The organism is Mycobacterium sp. IEC1808, assembly GCF_002101935.1.
Classification (GTDB): domain Bacteria; phylum Actinomycetota; class Actinomycetes; order Mycobacteriales; family Mycobacteriaceae; genus Mycobacterium.
This window is the reverse complement of sequence record NZ_LQPV01000011.1, coordinates 207,508-223,777: the sequence shown is the minus strand read 5'-3', so window position 1 is coordinate 223,777 and position 16,270 is coordinate 207,508. Positions and strand designations below refer to the sequence as shown.

Below are 16,270 nucleotides of genomic sequence, written 5' to 3'. Positions count from 1 at the left end.
CATCATGACGACTCCACTGGCGGTGCTCGACCTGGTCCCGATCTCGTCGGGATCGACTGCGACGCAAGCTTTGCGCAACAGCATCGAACTCGTGCAGCACGCGGAGGCCCTGGGCTACGCCCGCTATTGGTTCGCCGAACATCATCTCAACCCGGGCGTTGCCGGTACCTCACCCGCGGTGCTGTTGGCGCTCACCGCCGCCGAGACCTCGACGATCCGGCTCGGTTCGGGTGCGGTGCAAATGGGGCACCGCACGGCGCTGGCGGCCGTGGAGGAGTTCGGTCTGCTGGACGCGTTGTATCCCGGCCGATTCGATCTCGGCTTGGGTCGCTCCGGCGGCAAACCGCGCGAGCCGGCACCCGCGGCGCCGGCCGCTCCAGCACCGCGCGAGTTGATCAATCGACGCACACCGAACGGACTGCTGATACCGGCGCCGTTCGATCCCACCCCACTGTTCAAATCGCCCCGCCTGGCGTTGCACAAAGCCTTGCTGCAACTGCCCGGGGCCCAGTCACAGAACTACACCGAGCAGGTCGACGATGTCCTCGCGCTGATCGCCGACACCTACCGCTCGGACGACGGGGAAGAGGCCCACGTCGTGCCCGGCGGCGGCGCCGCCCTGAAGGTCTGGATCCTCGGCAGCAGCGGCGGGGAAAGCGCCGCCGTCGCCGGCCACCGCGGGCTGCGATTCGCCGCCAACTATCACGTCGCGCCCGCGGCGGTTCTCGAGGCGACCGACGCGTACCGGGCCGCGTTCAGATCATCGACCGAGCTCGACCGGCCGTATGTCGCGGTGTCGGCGGACGTCGTCGTCGCCGAAGACGAGGCCACCGCAAGGGAGCTCGCCACGGGTTACGGCCTGTGGGTCCGTAGCATCCGCACCGCCGAAGGCGCGATCCCGTTCCCCACCCCGGACGAGGCGCGCGCCCATACCTGGACCGCTGCCGACCGCGAACTGGTAGCGGATCGGGTGGAAACCCAGTTCGTTGGATCCGCGGTTCAGGTCGCCGACCAATTGGAGCGGTTGCGCGACGCCACCGAGGCCGACGAGCTGATCGTCACGACCATCACGCACGACCACAAAGACCGGCTCCGCTCCTACCAGCTGCTCGCCGACGAGTGGGCCGCCCGAGGCGCCTAGCGAATCTGCAGCCCAGTCAGCGCCCGCGAAATGACCAGGCGCTGAATCTCGCTCGTGCCTTCGAAGATGGTGAAGATCTTCGCGTCGCGGTGCATTCGCTCCACCGGGTAGTCGCGGGTGTACCCGTTGCCGCCCAGAATCTGGATGGCCTCGTCGGTGACATAGACCGCGGTCTCGCTGGCCACCAGCTTGGCCATCGAGCCCTCCGCCGAGTCGAAGCTCTGGTTGTTGCGGGCCATCCAGCCGGCCCGCCACACCAGCATCCGCGCCGCGTCGATGCGGCTCTTCATGTCTGCCAGCTTGAACGCGATCGCCTGGAATTCGCCGATTTTGTGCCCGAATTGCTCGCGCTGGCAAGCGTATTCGAGGGCGTACTCGTAGGCGGCCCGGGCCACCCCGACGGCCATCGCACCGACTGTGGGCCTGGTGCGCTCGAAGGTCTTCATCGCGGCCTGGCCGCGCGACGAGGCGCCGGATTTGACCCGGGCGATGCGCTCCTCGAACTTCTCCCGTCCGCCCAGAATCGCGTCCTCGGGCAGCCGGACGTTGTCCAGCACCACTTCGGCGGTATGCGAGGCGCGGATCCCGTGCTTTTTGAATTTCTGCCCCTGCGACAGGCCGTGGGTGTCCGGCGGGATGACGAACGTGGCCTGGCCGCGGGTGCCGAGCTCGGGATAGACCGAGGCCACCACGATGTGAACATTGGCGATGCCGCCGTTGGTCGCCCACGTCTTGGTGCCGTTGAGCACCCATTCGCCGGCCGCCTCGTCGTAGCGGGCGCGGGTGCGGATGGCGCCGACGTCCGAGCCCGCGTCGGGCTCCGAGGAGCAGAACGCGCCGAGTTTGGGTTCGCCGGGCGTACCGAACATCTCGGGAAGCCAGCGGCCCAGCTGTTCTGGAGTTCCGTTGCCCGCCAACGCCGCCGCCGCCAGGCCGGTGCCCAGGATGGACAGCGCGATGCCGGCGTCACCCCAGAACATCTCCTCGAACGTGGTGAGAAAGCCCAGCCCCGTCGGCTCGGCCGCCTGCTGCGCGAAGAAGTCGGGGGAATAGAGCCCGACCTTCGCGGCCTCCTGGATCACGGGCCACGGGGTTTCCTCCCGCTCATCCCATTCCGACGCGGCGGGGCGGATCACTTCGGCCGCAAACTTGTGCACCCAATCGCGCACCTCGATCACGTCGTCGCTCAATTGCAGTGAGAATGTCACGGGTTTGCTCCTGAAATAGGTTGGTGGTCAGTCGTTCTTGGGCGTGCGATATTGCTTTAGGACGCTGAGCGTCTGGTCCACCCACGCCTCGATGTAGCGGTCTTCGGCGATGTTGCCGGGCAGGCGCCCGGTCAGCGCCTGCAGCGTCGCGGCGTAGGACAACGCCCCGATCGCCACGGCCGCGGTCGCAGCGGGATCGGGTATCTCGTTGCGGCCGGAGCGATTCAACGCGGCAAGTTCGTCGGCGAACCGCTGATAGGCGTTGTCGGTGATGACCTGCCAGGTCTTCTCGTCGAGATCACCGAGCGCGTCTGGCTCGCGCAGCATGACCTTGAGTAGATCCTCGCTCTGCTTGAGGTTGCTCCAGATCAGCTGGCCCGCCGTGCGCACCGCCTGTTCCACACTGGCCGGCTCCCCGGCGTCGTACTGCTCCCGGGCGGCCACGATGCTGTCGATCCGGTGCGCAACCGCGGCCTCCAGCAGCTCGCGCTTGGAGCCGAAGTGCTTGTACAGCGCGCCCGACCCCGGCGCCAGACCCGACGCCCGCTGGATGTCGGCCACCGACGTCGCGGCGTAGCCCTTGTCGGCGAAAAGCCGCAGCGCTTCGCCCAGCAGCCGGTCGCGTCCGGAAGGTTGCATAGGTGAGAGAGTACTCACTCACCTATGCGGTGGCCATATCAGTGTTACGAAGTTCACATCTCTTCCGGCGGCATTCGGCGGCGGCCCAATTTAATGGATGGAAAACATTTGCATTCGATAAGCGCCGGGCCCTCCAGGTTGCCCGCCTCCCAACATCCCAATTACCTTTCACGACAGGGGCCAGGGAATTCGCCTCCGATTCACGACACCGCGAGCCTTGTAAACCGTTAAGCCCCAACGTTTTACATCGGCATCGATGTCGAAGCATGCGAAGCGCACGGCAACAGCCAATGAGAAGGTGAGCAAATGCGGCAAGTCGGAGAATCCCCGGAGCGAGGCGTCGACCGCCCTCAAGTTCTGCGCTGCGAACGAAACGACAAGCTGCGCTCCATGATTCGCAGCGACCTGCCTGCATCGCTGGTCGTGTTCCTGGTCGCTCTGCCCTTGTCACTCGGGATCGCCATCGCATCCAACGCTCCAGTGCTCGCCGGCCTGATCGCCGCGATCGTCGGTGGGATCGTCGCCGGGTTGATCGGAGGATCGCCACTACAGGTGAGCGGTCCCGCGGCCGGGCTCACTGTCATCGTCGCCGACCTGGTGTCCCACTTCGGTTGGGGGGTGACATGTTTGATCACCGTCGCCGCCGGCGTCCTGCAGGTCTTGCTGGGCATGAGCCGCGTCGCGCGGTCAGCGCTGGCGATTTCACCGGTCGTCGTGCACGCGATGCTGGCGGGAATCGGAATCACCATCGCGCTTCAACAGGTTCATGTGTTGTTGGGCGGAAAATCGAAAAGCACTGCCTGGCAAAACGTTATTGGCCTACCGGACCAGGTGCTCGGCGCGCACCGGCCCGGCGTGATCCTGGGCGTGCTGGTGGTTTTGATTCTGATCGGATGGCGGTGGGCGCCCGCCAAAGTCGCCCGCATACCCGGCGCGCTCGTCGCCATCGTTACCGTGACGGTTATTTCGCTGGTTTTTTCGTTCGACGTCCCGCGGATCGAGCTCGAGGGATCCGTGTTGGACGCGCTGCAGCTGCCGGAACTGCCCGACGGCGGTTGGGGCGCCGTCGCGGTGGGTGTACTGACGGTCGCGCTTGTCACCAGCGTTCAGAGCCTGCTGACCGCAGTGTCGATCGACAGAATGCACAACGGAACGCGGACCGACTTCGATCGCGAGCTGATCGGACAGGGCGCCGCGAACATCGTGTCGGGCGCGATCGGTGGCCTGCCGATCAGCGGTGTCATTGTGCGCAGCGCGGCTAATGTCAACGCGGGCGCAAAATCCCGTGCCTCGACGGTCATGCACGGCGTCTGGATCCTGCTGTTCACACTCCCGTTCGCGGAACTGGTCGAGCAGATTCCGAGCGCGGCGCTCGCCGGCCTGCTGATTGTCATTGGAATTCAGCTACTCAAGCCGGCCCATATCGAGACCGCGCGCCGCACCGGAGATCTCGCCGTCTATATCGTCACCGCGCTCGCGGTGGTCTTCCTCAATCTGCTGCACGGCGTCATGATCGGCCTTGCGGTCGCGGTGGCGCTGACCGGCTGGCGGGTGATACGGGCCAGGGTCGAGGCCGCGGGCGTGGGCGACGAATGGACGATCGACGTCGGGGGTGCATGCACCTTTCTCGCGCTGCCCCGGCTGACGCGCGTGCTGGCGTCCGTCCCGGCGGGCGCCAAGGTGACCGTCAACGTCGCTGCCAACTACCTCGATCACGCCGCGCACCAGGCGATTAGCGACTGGCTGCGCCACCATCGGCATACCGGCGGCATGGTGCGCATCCACGGCATGAGTGAGCCGGACGGGACCGGTCGGTCCGACGCTGAGGCCGCTAACGTCGAGCGCGGCGGCGCCCAGCTGACCCTGGTCCATCCCAAGACGGGATCGGCCGAAGGGAGCTGACCGCTGCGCCGGCGCTCGTAGCGCTGCGCGTGTGAACCGCTAACCTCAAACATCGCGCCTATATCCTGAGCTCGTTGGTCAAGCCAGGGCCAAGACGGAAGGCAAGATGTCACGAGAAGTTCGGCCGCTGCCGCGGACGTGTGAGTGATGGCGACCGATAGGCCTCCGCCTCATCGTCTGCGGTTGCCGATGAAGGTGCTCTCGCTGCGCACCATCCTCATCGTCGCAGCGTTGTCGGTGATCACGCTGGTCGTCCTTCTGGGCGCGTGGGTGTGGATCGGCGTCACCAACGATCAATACAGCCAGCTCGACCGCCGGCTGGATTCGGTGAGCAGTTTGGGAGACATCAACACGCTGATCAACAGCGGCCAGCTGGCCAATCCCGATCGGCCGACGCCGGACGGCAACCTGGTGCGCACCGCGCGCATCGGGGATGTCACGGTGTCCGTTCCGGGCAATATCGTTTTGCCGAAGCTCCCGAACGGATACGCCAACACCACCATCAACGGCGTGCAGTACCGCGTCCGCACCTTCAGCGCGGGCCCCGCCTCGATCGCGCTCGCCGCCCCGCTGGCGGAAGCGCAACACCGGATCAACGAACTGCATATGCGGGTGTTGCTGATCTGCGGCAGCGTCATCGGCGGCACGATCCTCGTCGGCTGGGTGATCTCGTTGATCATGGTCAATCCGTTCCTACTGCTGGCGCAGCAGGCCCGCGCCATCAACGCCCAATCCAGCCCTGACGAAGTCCAGGTTCGGGGCGTGCGCGAGGCCGTGGAGATCGCCGAAGCCGTCGAAGGCATGCTGGCCCGCATCGGCAACGAGCAACAGCGCACCAAGGCGGCGCTGGAGTCGGCGCGCGACTTCGCCGCCGTCGCGTCGCACGAGCTGCGCACCCCGCTGACCGCCATGCGCACCAACCTGGAAGTGTTGTCCACCTTGGAAATACCGCGGGAACAACGCCAAGAGGTGATCGGTGACGTCATCCGCACCCAGAGCCGGATCGAAGCGACGCTGACGGCGCTGGAACGGCTCGCGCAGGGAGACTTGACCACGGTCGACGACTTTGTTCCGTTCGACGTCACGGAGCTTCTGGATCGTGCCGCGCACGACGCGCTTCGCGTGTACCCGGATGTGCAGGTGTCGCTGGTGCCGTCGCCCACGGTGTTGATGGTGGGGTTGCCAACGGGGCTACGGCTGGTGATCGACAACGCGATCGCCAACGCCGTCAAACACGGTAGCGCCACCGAAATCCGGCTCTACGTAACCAGTTCCGGGGAGGGCGTGGAAATCGCCATCGACGACAACGGCACCGGGGTGCCCGAGTCCGAGCGCACCGCGGTCTTCGAACGCTTCTCGCGCGGGTCTACCGCTTCCCGTTCCGGGTCGGGTCTCGGACTGGCCCTCGTCGCCCAGCAGGCCGAACTACACGGCGGGACAGCGTCCCTGCACTCCAGTCCATTGGGCGGCACGCGTCTGCTGCTCCGGCTGGCCGGTGACGGGCGCGGGCCGGCCAGCTGACGCGATGCTCTGCCACCTCGGTGTCAACGTGCCGGACCTCCGGGCTGCGAAGCGCTACTACGACGCGTTGATGCCCTTGGTCGGATTCGAGCCCTTCCTTGATGCCGTCGACGAATTCGCCTACAAACCCGCGGCCAACAAGCCCGGCACGTACCTGTTCTTCTACCCGTCGGGCCAACCGGGCGAGTACTCGGCAGAGCGGACCGGTCTGCAGCACCTGGCGTTCATGGTGTGGCGCAGATCCTCGGTGCACGCCGTACACGACCATGTCCTTCGGATCGGCGGCACGGTCATCCATCCCCCGCAGCATTTCCCGCAGTACGCCGGCCACTATTACGCCACCTTCTGGTACGACCCCTTCGGTCTGCGTCTCGAGGCCGTGTGCCACCACGACCGCGACTAATGGGTATCAGGGCCCTTGACATGAATCAGGCAGGTTGATATCACTGGGGGAAGCGCCGCCACACCGATTCGCCGACGAGTGACCGGGGGACGAGATGACTGATCCCAAACCACCAGCCTGGCTCAAAGCGATGAACAAGGTGATGATGGAGATGCAGAAACTCGGCATCGTCGCCGGACCAGTCCGGGTTCTTACCGTGCCGGGCCGCAAATCTGGGCAGCTGCGCAGCACGCCTGTCACGCCGTTCACGCTTCGTGACAGCCGCTACCTCGTCGGACATTCGCAGGCCGATTGGGTGCGCAACGCGCGCGCCGCCAGTACCGGAACCATCATGCGCGGCCGCAAAGCTGAGCGTGTGGCGTTTGCCGAGCTCTCCGAGGAGCAGGCCCGCCCCGTGCTGCGCGCTTTTCCCGAAAAGGTGCCGCGGGGCGTGGGGTTCTATAAGCGCTCCGGGCTGGTGGAGCATGGCACCGCCGACGAGTTCGAGGCCCTCGCCGGCCGATGTGCGGTGTTCCGGCTCGACGCCGCGCCGGCATCCTGAAGGCTAGGTGCTTGCTGCCGAAACCAGTTGGCGCTCGGGCGCTTTCATCACCGCCTGACCGCGCGGCGGGACGGCCCGCGGCCAGAAGAACCACCTACCCAGCAGCGCGACGATGGACGGGACAACGAGCGCCCGCACGACCAGCGTGTCCATCATCAACCCGATCGCGATGGTCGTGCCGATCTGCGCAATGCTGAGCACGCTGCTGCCCAGCAACGCGAGCACGGTGAGCCCGAAGACGATGCCCGCGGTCGTGACTACCCCGCCGGTGCCACCGAACGCGCGGATGATGCCCGTTCTGATTCCCGCGGTTGCCTCCTGCTTGATCCGCAACGCCAGCAGCAGGTTGTAGTCCGCGCCGACGGCGATCAATGCGATGAAGGCGATGGGCGCGACCGCCCAGTGCAACTCGTGATGAAGCAGGCGCTGCCAAATGAGCGCGCTGATGCCCAGCGCCGACGCGTAGGAGGCGACGACGGTGCCGACGACGACCAGCCCGGCCACCGGACTGCGCAGCATCGCCGTGACGATCAGGAAGATGAGGACCAGCGCCGCACCCACGAGCAATGCGCTGTCACGCGCGACAAAGTGCTGCAGATCGGCGGTCACGGGGCCGACGCCGGCCAGGTCGACGCCCGTCGGCGCCAGCGTTCCCTCCTTGGTGGCCTCCTTGATCGCCGTGCGCACCCGATCCGCCCGCGCCGCGCCCTCGGCGCCCCATTCATTCCCCTCGCCGTAGACCAGCAGGTAGCTGGAGCGGCCATCGGCCGAGATCAGTTGGTGCAGGACCTCGATGTACCGCGGGTCGGTCAGCGCGCGTTGCGGCAGGTAGAAACCGGACGCGGCGCTGCCCTGAAATTGGGTGGCGATCTCGGTCAGGTAGTCGGTCAACTGGTGCAGCTGCGGCCCGATCGTCTCGCTCAGGCTCAGCAACTCGTGAGCGGCCGAGCGCGCTTGTCCGAGGGCGTCTTTCATCGAACTCACGGTCTGCGGCAAGCCCGAGATGGCCATCGCGGCGGCGCTTGACCCGCTGGTCAGCTTGGCCGCGCCCTCGCCGAGCCGCGTCGAGGTCTGCACCAGGTTGTCGACGGGCTGGAGCACACGGTCCACCGTCGAGCAGATCGGGTTGGCATCGCAGCCCGGGGTGCGAGCGACGAAATCCCGCAGCGGGTCGAGGTAACCCGATACTGTGGTGACGGAACGCTGGACGCCGTCCATGCCGCTGCGCATGTCGTCCGCGGCCGCGGACATGTCGGCCAAACCCGCGCTGCCGCCGCGCAATCCACCCCCCAGCCTGTCCACCGCGATTTGCGTCTGGGCCAGAGCGCTGTCGAGTTCAGAGACCCGGTTCAGCCGTTGGGTCAGTGAGTCGATCGTGTCCCCGAGCTGACGGCCGAGCACTCCGGTCTGATACGTCAACGTCGCCTCGTCGGGCACCCTGCCGTCGGGGCGGCTCGCGGACTGCACCATGCGCACACCCGGGATCGCCATGATCTGGCGCGCGATCCGTTCGACCGCGATCAGCCCCGCCGGGGTGCGCAGGTCGTGGTCGGCCTGAATGGTGACGACTTCGGGCAGTAGCGAATTCGACGCAAAGTGCCGGTCGCTGGCCGCGTAGCCGCGGCTGGATTCGGCGCCGGCGGGGGTGGCGGCCGGTTCGTTCCACCCGATCCGCGTGCCCGTCAGCGGCAGCGCCGCCAGCAGGGTCAAGCCGCCCGCGGTGATCAGGATGGGGCCGGGCCAGCGGGTCACCGCTGCTCCCACGCGCCGCCAGCGCCGCGACGTCGTCGAGGGCCGCGGCTCGAGAAACCCCCCGCGCAGGGCCAGGCCCATGAGCGCCGGCGTCAGCGTCAGCGCGGCGGCCATGGTGACCAAAACCCCGATCGCGCAAGGTATCCCGGCGCTGCGGAACATTCCGACCCTGGCGAAGCCGAGGCATCCGAGTGCAACCGACACCGTCAGCGCCGACCCGATGACCACCGGCGCGACGGCCCGGTAGGCCTCGGCCAGCGCCTCCGGCGGCGCGATACCGCGGCGCCGGCCCTCGTGGTAGCGGCCGATGAGGAAGATCGCGTAGTCGGTGCCCGCGCCCAACGTCATCGCCGCCATGAGCGCCGCCGAGAACAGCGACACCTCAACGACATTGGCCTGGCCAAACGCCGCGGCGAGGGAACGGGCCAAGGCCAGCGCGATGCCGACCGAGGTCAGGGGAATCGCCGCGGCGATCGGCGATCGGTATACCAACAGCAGCAACAGCAGGATGACCCCGACCGTGGCGGCGGTGATCATGAGCATCTGCCGGTCGATCGCGGAGAATTCGTCGACGATGGTGGCGCCCGGACCCGTGACGAGGACGCGCAGGCCCGGCGGCGGTGACAGCTTGGCCACGTCGCCGCGCACGGCATTCACCGAATCGCGGGCCGCGGACGTGCCGAGCATTCCGGCGAGCCGCACCATCAGGCTGACCGCCCGCCCGTCGGAACTCTCGGCGCCCGCAGCCGTGGCGGGCTGCGACCACAAGTCGGTCAACGCGTTCACGTGGCCACGATCGGCGGACAGGGCCGCAGTCAGCGCATCATAGAACTGGCGGTCGCGCGGCGTGAGGCGCTGATCACGTTCCAGCACAACATAAACGAAGTTGTTGCTTGGCTTTTGGCCGAACAGCCCGGCGGCGCGGGACGCGGCGACGGAGCTCGGCGCCTCGGCGGGCATGAACGCGCGGGCGTGCGTGTCCACCACCCGCTCCAGTTGTGGGATGGCCAGATTCGCGCCGGCCGCTGCCAGGACCCACAGGCCGACGATCAGGATCGCGTATCGGCCGCTAAGGCGCGAGAGCATTCCCGTGCCGTCAAGCAACGGTCTGCCGATCGCTGGGTCCGCCCAGCAACTCCATGACTCGTCGCTCGTCCCCGGACAGGGAACGCACCCGCAGCGAGCGCCGGGAACCGATCTCCAGCAGGGCGTGCAGCCCGGGCTCGGCGGCCGCGAGGTCGGCCCGCACCCGTTCGGCCGCAACGCCGTCGTGCGCCGCCTGATCCAGCTTGGCGACGAGCATCGTCATCCAGCGCTGCCGCAGCGAAAGCAGTAGCCCCTCCTCGTCGCCGAACAGCCGAGACACCTCGGACGAACCGTCGGCCAGCGCCAGGGCCGCCTCGGGATCGGTCTCGGCGGCCTTGATCACGTTGGCCATGAAGGCCATCCGGTCGTGCAGCAGTGTCCATGTCATGCCTCGACGTTAGGAAGGCGGACCTCCGCCGCGCGTCGTGCCGAGGTTCGGTCTTTGCCTCCTACCAGGGGCGGAGACGGGTGCCGACCTCGGCATGATGTGACGAGGAGCGGAGCTCTCTTAGGATTGGACGATGTTGCGTGTCGCCGCGGATTACTTGCGGGAGCAGCTTCGCCGGCGCAGCGAGCTGATCCCCTTGGGTATCACCTGGACGTCGTTTGTCGCTGTCGACGTCACCGAGGTGGGCGCCTGGGTGATCGCGATCCTGCAACGCCCAACCGCCGGCCTGCCCGTGGTGCTGGCGGCGCTCGCGGTGTCGGTCTCACCGACGCTGCTGTTCTTTTTCTTCAACATGAAGCTCAGCCCGCTGCTGATGTGGGCAACCTGGTCGACGGCCACCGCCATCATGCTGTTCGGCACGCCGACACCCGTTCATGCCGATTTCGCCCCGGCGCTGCTGGTGCTCATGGTCCTATCCGTCGCGACCTTGAGCTCCATCGCAGGCGGCTTGCTGGCAGCCGCGTCGGCGGCCGGGCTGCTGCTCGCGGCGGCCGCGCTTCACCGCCTGGACGCGGTCGCCCTATACCTCGGTTTCGTTGCGGCGGGCTGGCTGCTCGGCTACATCATGCGCAGCCAACGGCTGCTGCTGGCCGAGCAGATACGCGCGCAGGAGGCGCTGGCCGAGCACGCCGCGGCCGACGAGCGTCGACGCATCGCCCGAGAAGTGCACGACGTCATCGCCCACTCGCTGTCCATCACGCTGTTGCACGTGACCGGTGCGCGGCGGGCGCTGCAGCAGGATCGCGACGTCGATGACGCGGTGGAGGCGCTCGAACAGGCCGAGCGGCTGGGCCGGCAGGCGATGGCAGACATCCGCCGCACTGTCGGGCTGCTCAACGATTCGCCAATGAAGATCGCGCCCGAGCCCGGCGTCGACGACATCCGGCTACTCGTCGGGGATTACGAGCGAGCCGGTCTGGCCGTTACACTTTGCGTCGAGGGTCCCACCCCGCGCGTCTCGGCGGCCGTCGGCCACGCGCTGTATCGCATCGCCCAGGAATCGCTGACCAACATCGCCAAACATGCCCCCGACTCGAAATCAACGGTGGCGCTGAGCGTTTCAGCGGTCTCAGCAAGCCTCGTCATCGACAATCGGCTGCCGGCCGCAGTGGCCGCGGCCCCGTGCGCGGAAGGGCGCGGGGTGAGCGGCATGCGCCAGCGCGTCGAACTGCTGGGCGGCGCGATCGACGTCGGCCCGACGAGCGACGGGTGGTCGGTGCGTGCCGAGATCCCGCTCGAAGCGGGCGACACGGGCTGGCGGCCGCCGTGGTGCAAGTTGTGATCGACGAGGTCGAGATCGCGGTGCTGCTGGTCGATGACCAGGACTTGGTGCGGTCCGGGTTGCGCCGGATCCTGCGCCGCAAGGACGGATTCAACGTGGTCGCCGAATGCGCCGACGGGGACGAGGTGCCCGCCGCCGTGGCCGCGCACCGGCCCGACGTCGTCGTGATGGACCTGCGGATGCGGCGCGTGGACGGGATCGAGGCGACGCGAAGGCTGGCCGGCGGCCCGCCGGTGCTCGCGTTGACGACATTCAACGAGGACGACCTGCTGTCCGGGGCGCTGCGGGCCGGGGCCGCCGGATTCGTGCTCAAGGACTCGTCGGCCGAGGAGTTGATCCGCGCCGTGCGGACGGTGGCCCGGGGAGACAGCTACCTGGATCCCGCGGTCACCTCGCGCGTGCTAACCACCTACCGCAGGGCCGCCGCCCCCGACGCCTGCGAACGGCGGGGCAACGAGATCGCCCAGCTCACCACGCGCGAGTTGGACGTGCTGACGCTGATCGGGAAGGGACTGTCCAACAGCGAAATCGCCGACGAACTGTGCATCTCGGGTGTCACCGTCAAAAGTCACATCGGCCGGATCTTCGGGAAACTCGACCTGCGGGATCGCGCCGCGGCCATCGTCTACGCCTACGACAACGGGATCGTCGCCCCGCGCTGAAACGTCAAGAGGTGCGGCGACCGCGCCCGCGAACGTGCGCCCAGCCGCACATTCGGCTTCGACCGTGCGCCCAGGCGCACGGTCGAGCAGTGACGGCGACCTACTAGCCCGAATTCACAGCGGGGTGGCCTGCTGGGCCAGGTTCAGCAAGACGTAGGCGATACAGAAGAGGAAGTTGAGTACGACCAGGACCAGGCCCATGAACAGCAGCGAGCGGGTGCCCTGGCGCTTGAGGCGCTTGACCCTCGCGCCCCGGGCCTCACGATTGAGCTGCATCGCGATCAACGCGAAATTCACATCTGTCACTTCGTCGTCGGCGACGGGCACCCCGGCCACCATCTGGCGCAGCCGTTCGGGGGCGGTGTGGACCCCGACGCGCTCGAAGTGGTGACACAGCCGCCGCGCCCGCCTGCGGCCGAGTGCCTGACATCGCATCTGTACCTGATGCAAGAGTTGCCGCCGTTCGTAGCCCCAGGCATCGGACGGACTCGTCACAAGCCGGGAGTCTAATGCGCGCCTACCCGATTTCGGGAGGTCTAATCGAATTCCGACGGCACCTTTTCACCGCCGCTTATCCGCTCGCACTCGGGCAGGTCCAGGTAGCGCTCGAGGTTGCGATGCATGTTGATGACGCGCCGTTCCTCGCTGGAGAGCGCCAGGTGGGTGAACCCGGGTTGGTGCAGGCCGCGCTGTAATCCCGCGAGCAGCCGGATGTCCTGGGTCAGCACCAAGCCCGGTTCGGCCTCCCCGGCGGTGCTTCGGACGTCCGCCGGCTTGCACCGCGGTGCCCCCGGTGCCAGCCGGGTCATCAAGAAGATGACCATTTCGCCGTGATCGGGATCGGCGCCGGGCCTCGAGCACATCAGCGTCAGGTGATCGGCGTTGGCGAGAAACGTCATGTTGGGAAACACGTTGTACTGGTGCAGCCGGGTGACCCGGTCGGTGTCGGCCCACGAGAGGTCCACCCCGCGGCTGGCCGCGAAGGCGCGGGTGCGCTCGGCGATCAAGTCCTGGACGGTCTGCCCTGGCTGGCGTTCGTCGGCGGGGAACGGCGTGCCCTCGGCTGCGCCCATCAGGGCGCCCTGCGTGTAGACGTACGCGTCCCAGACCTCTTCGTCACTCAGCGCGCCCTCGAAGCGCGGGCTCTGCACGCCGTAGGGCTGGTCCGACTTGCCGGTGTGGCCCCAGATCTGTTGGGGCGCATGGACGTCGTCGACGCAGCGCAGCAGCTCGGGATGCAGCGTCTGGATGTGGTAGGTCTCGCTGTAGCCGTCGGCGATCGTCTTCCAATTGGCGTCGACGTCGATGGTCAGCGTCGCGTAGCAGCGGAAGTCGCTCAGGTGGCACCACGCGATGTCGTCGGGCACCGCCTCCAGGTACTCGAGCAGCCGCATCGCGCCGACATCGAGGTTGACGAAGACCAGCCCCTCCCAGGTGTCGACCCGGGCGGGTATCAGCGGGAAGTCCGACATCCGCAGGGAGCCGAAGCCCTTGCGATTGGGCACCCGCTTCAGCGTGCCGGCGAGGTCCCAGGTCCAGCCGTGATAGCCGCACTTGAGCTCGCGCAGCCCGGAACCCGAACCGGCGCACAGCGAGTTGCCGCGATGGCGGCACGCGTTCTGGAAGGCGCGCAGGACGCCGTCGTCACCGCGCACGATCAGCACTCCGTAGGGCCCGCAGCGGTATTCGAAGTAGTCGCCGGGCTCGGAGACGTGGTCGACCATGCAGGCCAGCTGCCACACCTTCGGCCACATCCGTTCGACCTCGAGTTGGGCGAACGCCGCAGAGTAGTAGCGCTCGGCCGGCACCAGGGTCGGGCACGCGGGCGGGGTGCCGATCGCGTCCTCTTGGGCATTGGGGCGAGTTCGAGCGGGGTTGCCCACTGACGCGTTCATGCGCGGAGCCCTAGCGCGCTCCGCGCACCAGGCGGCCGGGGCGCGCCCCGGTGTCGACGTCGTTGCGGCGGGTCACCGTCCCGCTGACGATCGTGGCGGCGTAGCCGCTCGCGCCCTGCAGGATCCGATGGCCGCCGGCCGGCAGGTCGAAGGCCATCGCCGCCGGGTGCAGTCGCAGGGCGTCCATGTCGATCACGTTGATGTCGGCCTTCTTGCCGGCCTCGATGGTGCCGCGGTCGGTGAGGCCGAACAGGTGCGCGGTGTCGCGCGACTGCTTGCGGATCACGTACTCGAGCGGCAGCTTCTCGCCCCGCCGGCGGTCCCGGGCCCAGTGCGTCAGCAGGAAGGTGGGATAGGAAGCGTCACAGATCATTCCGCAGTGCGCGCCGCCGTCGGAGAGTCCCAACACGCCGGCCGGGTGCAGCATCATCTCCCGGATCGCGTCGCAGTTGCCGTCGGCGTAGTTGAACAGCGGCAGCATCAACATGTTGGTCGCGTTCGCCTCGAGCATGAGGTCGTAGAGGGTAGCCAGCGGATCCTCGCCGCGTTCCTTGGCGATCGCGGCGACGGTGCGGTCGGGCGTCGGCTCGTAGTCGGGTGGGTTGCCCAGCGCGTAGAGGCGGTGCAGCGAGTGCTGCACCAGGGCGAACATCCCGTCGAACAGCAGGGTCGGGTCCACCGGCAGGTCGTCCTCGGAAAGGATCGCCGCCTTCACCGCGGGATCGGCGAGGCGCTGCGCGAGCTCGGCGCGGCTGCATTCGGCCGCGAGCCGGCGATACGTCGGGCGATGGCTGAAGCCGTGATGCCCTTGGAAGCCGATCATGATGCCGAACGGGCGCGCCGCGATCTGCGGGTGCAGCCGTGCGCCCGCCGCGTGCGCATCCGCGGAGAGGTCGAGCATCTCGCGCCACAGCTTCGGGTCGGCGTCCACCTGAATGAGGGCGAACGACACCGGGCGGTCGATTTCGGCGCTCAGCCGGCGCATCCAGTCCAATTCCTTCTTCGGGCCGATGATGTCCTCGCCGGCGGCCCCCTGCGGGGCCAGCTCGAACACGGCCTGACCGCCGGCGGCCATGGCGCGGCCCAGGCCGAACAGTTCCTCCTCGGCGGCGAAGGTGCCGGGTACCGGCTCGCCGTCCATCGCGCGGTGGCCCATCGTGCGCGACGTCGAAAATCCGAGCGCGCCGGCCTCGATGGCCTCGGTGACCAGCCGCGACATGGCCGCGATGTCGTCGGGCGTGGCCGGCTCGTTGCGGGCGCCCCGCTCGCCCATCGCGTAGGCGCGGATGGCGCCGTGGGCGACCTGGCTGCCCACGTCGATCGCGAACTTCTGCTTGCCGATCGCGTCGAGGTACTCGGGGTAGGTTTCCCAGCCCCAGGTGATGCCCTCGGTGAGCGCGGTGCCGGGGATGTCCTCGACGCCCTCCATCAACTCGATCAGCCATTGCTCGCTGCCGGGCCGCACGGGGGCGAAGCCGACCCCACAGTTGCCGGTCACGATCGTCGTGACGCCGTGGCCGCTGGACGGCTCGAGCAGGCCGTCCCAGCTCACCTGGCCGTCGTAGTGGGTGTGGATGTCGACGAACCCGGGGGCCACCAGATGCCCTGTCGCGTCGATGGTTTCGGCGGCCTCACCGGCCATCGGGGGGTCGTCGGCACCGCGGCGGACGACGTCGACGATCACGCCGTCCTTGATGCCGACGTCGGCGCGATAGCGGTCGGCGCCGGTGCCGTCGACGACAGTGCCACCGGTGATCTTGAGATCGAACATGAGGGGCCTCTCCGCCGCA

14 protein-coding genes are annotated in these 16,270 nt (G+C 67.8%); 7 read left to right on the top strand and 7 right to left on the bottom strand.

Annotation, left to right across the window (positions count from 1 at the left end; genetic code table 11):
• The first annotated feature begins 4 nt into the window (after positions 1 to 4).
• The gene (locus AWB92_RS07705; protein ID WP_085184775.1) at positions 5 to 1,141 is read left to right on the top strand and encodes an LLM class flavin-dependent oxidoreductase; all 1,137 of its coding nucleotides are present in this window, start codon (positions 5 to 7) and stop codon (positions 1,139 to 1,141) included.
• On the opposite strand, the gene AWB92_RS07700 is transcribed toward AWB92_RS07705, so the two are convergent.
• Positions 1,138 to 2,349, bottom strand: coding sequence for an acyl-CoA dehydrogenase family protein (locus AWB92_RS07700; protein WP_085184774.1), 1,212 nt, complete (start codon positions 2,347 to 2,349; stop codon positions 1,138 to 1,140). The genes AWB92_RS07705 and AWB92_RS07700 overlap by 4 nt on opposite strands.
• 27 nt (positions 2,350 to 2,376) lie before the next feature.
• Positions 2,377 to 2,988: a TetR/AcrR family transcriptional regulator gene (locus tag AWB92_RS07695; protein ID WP_085184773.1), complete on the bottom strand. Its 612-nt coding sequence runs from the start codon at positions 2,986 to 2,988 to the stop codon at positions 2,377 to 2,379.
• 390 nt (positions 2,989 to 3,378) lie between these two features.
• Here AWB92_RS07695 and AWB92_RS07690 point away from each other — a divergent pair, with 390 nt between their 5' ends.
• From AWB92_RS07690 to AWB92_RS07675, 4 genes are all read left to right on the top strand, one after another.
• A complete protein-coding gene (locus AWB92_RS07690; RefSeq protein WP_241523397.1) occupies positions 3,379 to 4,890 on the top strand; it encodes a SulP family inorganic anion transporter in 1,512 nt (503 codons plus the stop codon).
• Positions 4,891 to 5,079: 189 nt separating this feature from the next.
• Positions 5,080 to 6,411: a HAMP domain-containing sensor histidine kinase gene (locus AWB92_RS07685; RefSeq protein WP_085184771.1), complete on the top strand. Its 1,332-nt coding sequence runs from the start codon at positions 5,080 to 5,082 to the stop codon at positions 6,409 to 6,411.
• Positions 6,412 to 6,415: 4 nt separating this feature from the next.
• Positions 6,416 to 6,814 (top strand): VOC family protein, encoded by a 399-nt coding sequence (locus AWB92_RS07680; protein ID WP_085184842.1) that lies wholly within the window; start codon positions 6,416 to 6,418, stop codon positions 6,812 to 6,814.
• A 94-nt stretch (positions 6,815 to 6,908) separates the two neighbouring features.
• Positions 6,909 to 7,355 (top strand): nitroreductase/quinone reductase family protein, encoded by a 447-nt coding sequence (locus AWB92_RS07675; protein ID WP_085184770.1) that lies wholly within the window; start codon positions 6,909 to 6,911, stop codon positions 7,353 to 7,355.
• A gap of 3 nt (positions 7,356 to 7,358) precedes the next feature.
• On the opposite strand, the gene AWB92_RS07670 is transcribed toward AWB92_RS07675, so the two are convergent.
• Positions 7,359 to 10,211, bottom strand: coding sequence for an RND family transporter (locus tag AWB92_RS07670; protein WP_085184769.1), 2,853 nt, complete (start codon positions 10,209 to 10,211; stop codon positions 7,359 to 7,361).
• A complete protein-coding gene (locus AWB92_RS07665; protein ID WP_085184768.1) occupies positions 10,204 to 10,581 on the bottom strand; it encodes a hypothetical protein in 378 nt (125 codons plus the stop codon). Before AWB92_RS07665 ends, AWB92_RS07670 begins: the two co-directional genes overlap by 8 nt.
• 133 nt (positions 10,582 to 10,714) lie before the next feature.
• Here AWB92_RS07665 and AWB92_RS07660 point away from each other — a divergent pair, with 133 nt between their 5' ends.
• The gene (locus AWB92_RS07660; protein WP_085184767.1) at positions 10,715 to 11,923 is read left to right on the top strand and encodes a histidine kinase; all 1,209 of its coding nucleotides are present in this window, start codon (positions 10,715 to 10,717) and stop codon (positions 11,921 to 11,923) included.
• Positions 11,923 to 12,585: a response regulator transcription factor gene (locus tag AWB92_RS07655; protein WP_085184841.1), complete on the top strand. Its 663-nt coding sequence runs from the start codon at positions 11,923 to 11,925 to the stop codon at positions 12,583 to 12,585. Before AWB92_RS07660 ends, AWB92_RS07655 begins: the two co-directional genes overlap by 1 nt.
• A gap of 114 nt (positions 12,586 to 12,699) precedes the next feature.
• Here the strand turns inward: AWB92_RS07655 and AWB92_RS07650 are convergent, their stop codons facing one another.
• Genes AWB92_RS07650 through AWB92_RS07640 form a run of 3 tightly spaced genes read right to left on the bottom strand, consistent with a single transcriptional unit; the run spans position 12,700 to position 16,251 of the window.
• Positions 12,700 to 13,080, bottom strand: a complete 381-nt coding sequence (locus tag AWB92_RS07650; protein WP_239645426.1) for a hypothetical protein — start codon at positions 13,078 to 13,080, stop codon at positions 12,700 to 12,702.
• Between the two features lie 41 nt (positions 13,081 to 13,121).
• Positions 13,122 to 14,480, bottom strand: coding sequence for an aromatic ring-hydroxylating dioxygenase subunit alpha (locus AWB92_RS07645; RefSeq protein WP_085184766.1), 1,359 nt, complete (start codon positions 14,478 to 14,480; stop codon positions 13,122 to 13,124).
• Between the two features lie 10 nt (positions 14,481 to 14,490).
• Positions 14,491 to 16,251 carry an amidohydrolase family protein gene (locus tag AWB92_RS07640; protein WP_085184765.1) on the bottom strand — a complete coding sequence of 587 codons (1,761 nt, stop codon included), beginning with the start codon at positions 16,249 to 16,251 and terminating at the stop codon, positions 14,491 to 14,493.
• Between the last annotated feature and the right edge of the window lie 19 nt (positions 16,252 to 16,270).

Bases quoted from the DNA above. Each gene is read 5' to 3' on its own strand.
- AWB92_RS07695 (WP_085184773.1), bottom strand. From the start codon at position 2,988: ATGCAACCTTCCGGACGCGACCGGCTGCTGGGCGAAGCGCTGCGGCTT.
- AWB92_RS07675 (WP_085184770.1), top strand. From the start codon at position 6,909: ATGACTGATCCCAAACCACCAGCCTGGCTCAAAGCGATGAACAAGGTG.
- AWB92_RS07705 (WP_085184775.1), top strand. From the start codon at position 5: ATGACGACTCCACTGGCGGTGCTCGACCTGGTCCCGATCTCGTCGGGA.
- AWB92_RS07690 (WP_241523397.1), top strand. From the start codon at position 3,379: ATGATTCGCAGCGACCTGCCTGCATCGCTGGTCGTGTTCCTGGTCGCT.
- AWB92_RS07685 (WP_085184771.1), top strand. From the start codon at position 5,080: ATGAAGGTGCTCTCGCTGCGCACCATCCTCATCGTCGCAGCGTTGTCG.
- AWB92_RS07665 (WP_085184768.1), bottom strand. From the start codon at position 10,581: ATGACATGGACACTGCTGCACGACCGGATGGCCTTCATGGCCAACGTG.
- AWB92_RS07645 (WP_085184766.1), bottom strand. From the start codon at position 14,480: ATGAACGCGTCAGTGGGCAACCCCGCTCGAACTCGCCCCAATGCCCAA.
- AWB92_RS07640 (WP_085184765.1), bottom strand. From the start codon at position 16,251: ATGTTCGATCTCAAGATCACCGGTGGCACTGTCGTCGACGGCACCGGC.
- AWB92_RS07660 (WP_085184767.1), top strand. From the start codon at position 10,715: ATGTTGCGTGTCGCCGCGGATTACTTGCGGGAGCAGCTTCGCCGGCGC.
- AWB92_RS07680 (WP_085184842.1), top strand. From the start codon at position 6,416: ATGCTCTGCCACCTCGGTGTCAACGTGCCGGACCTCCGGGCTGCGAAG.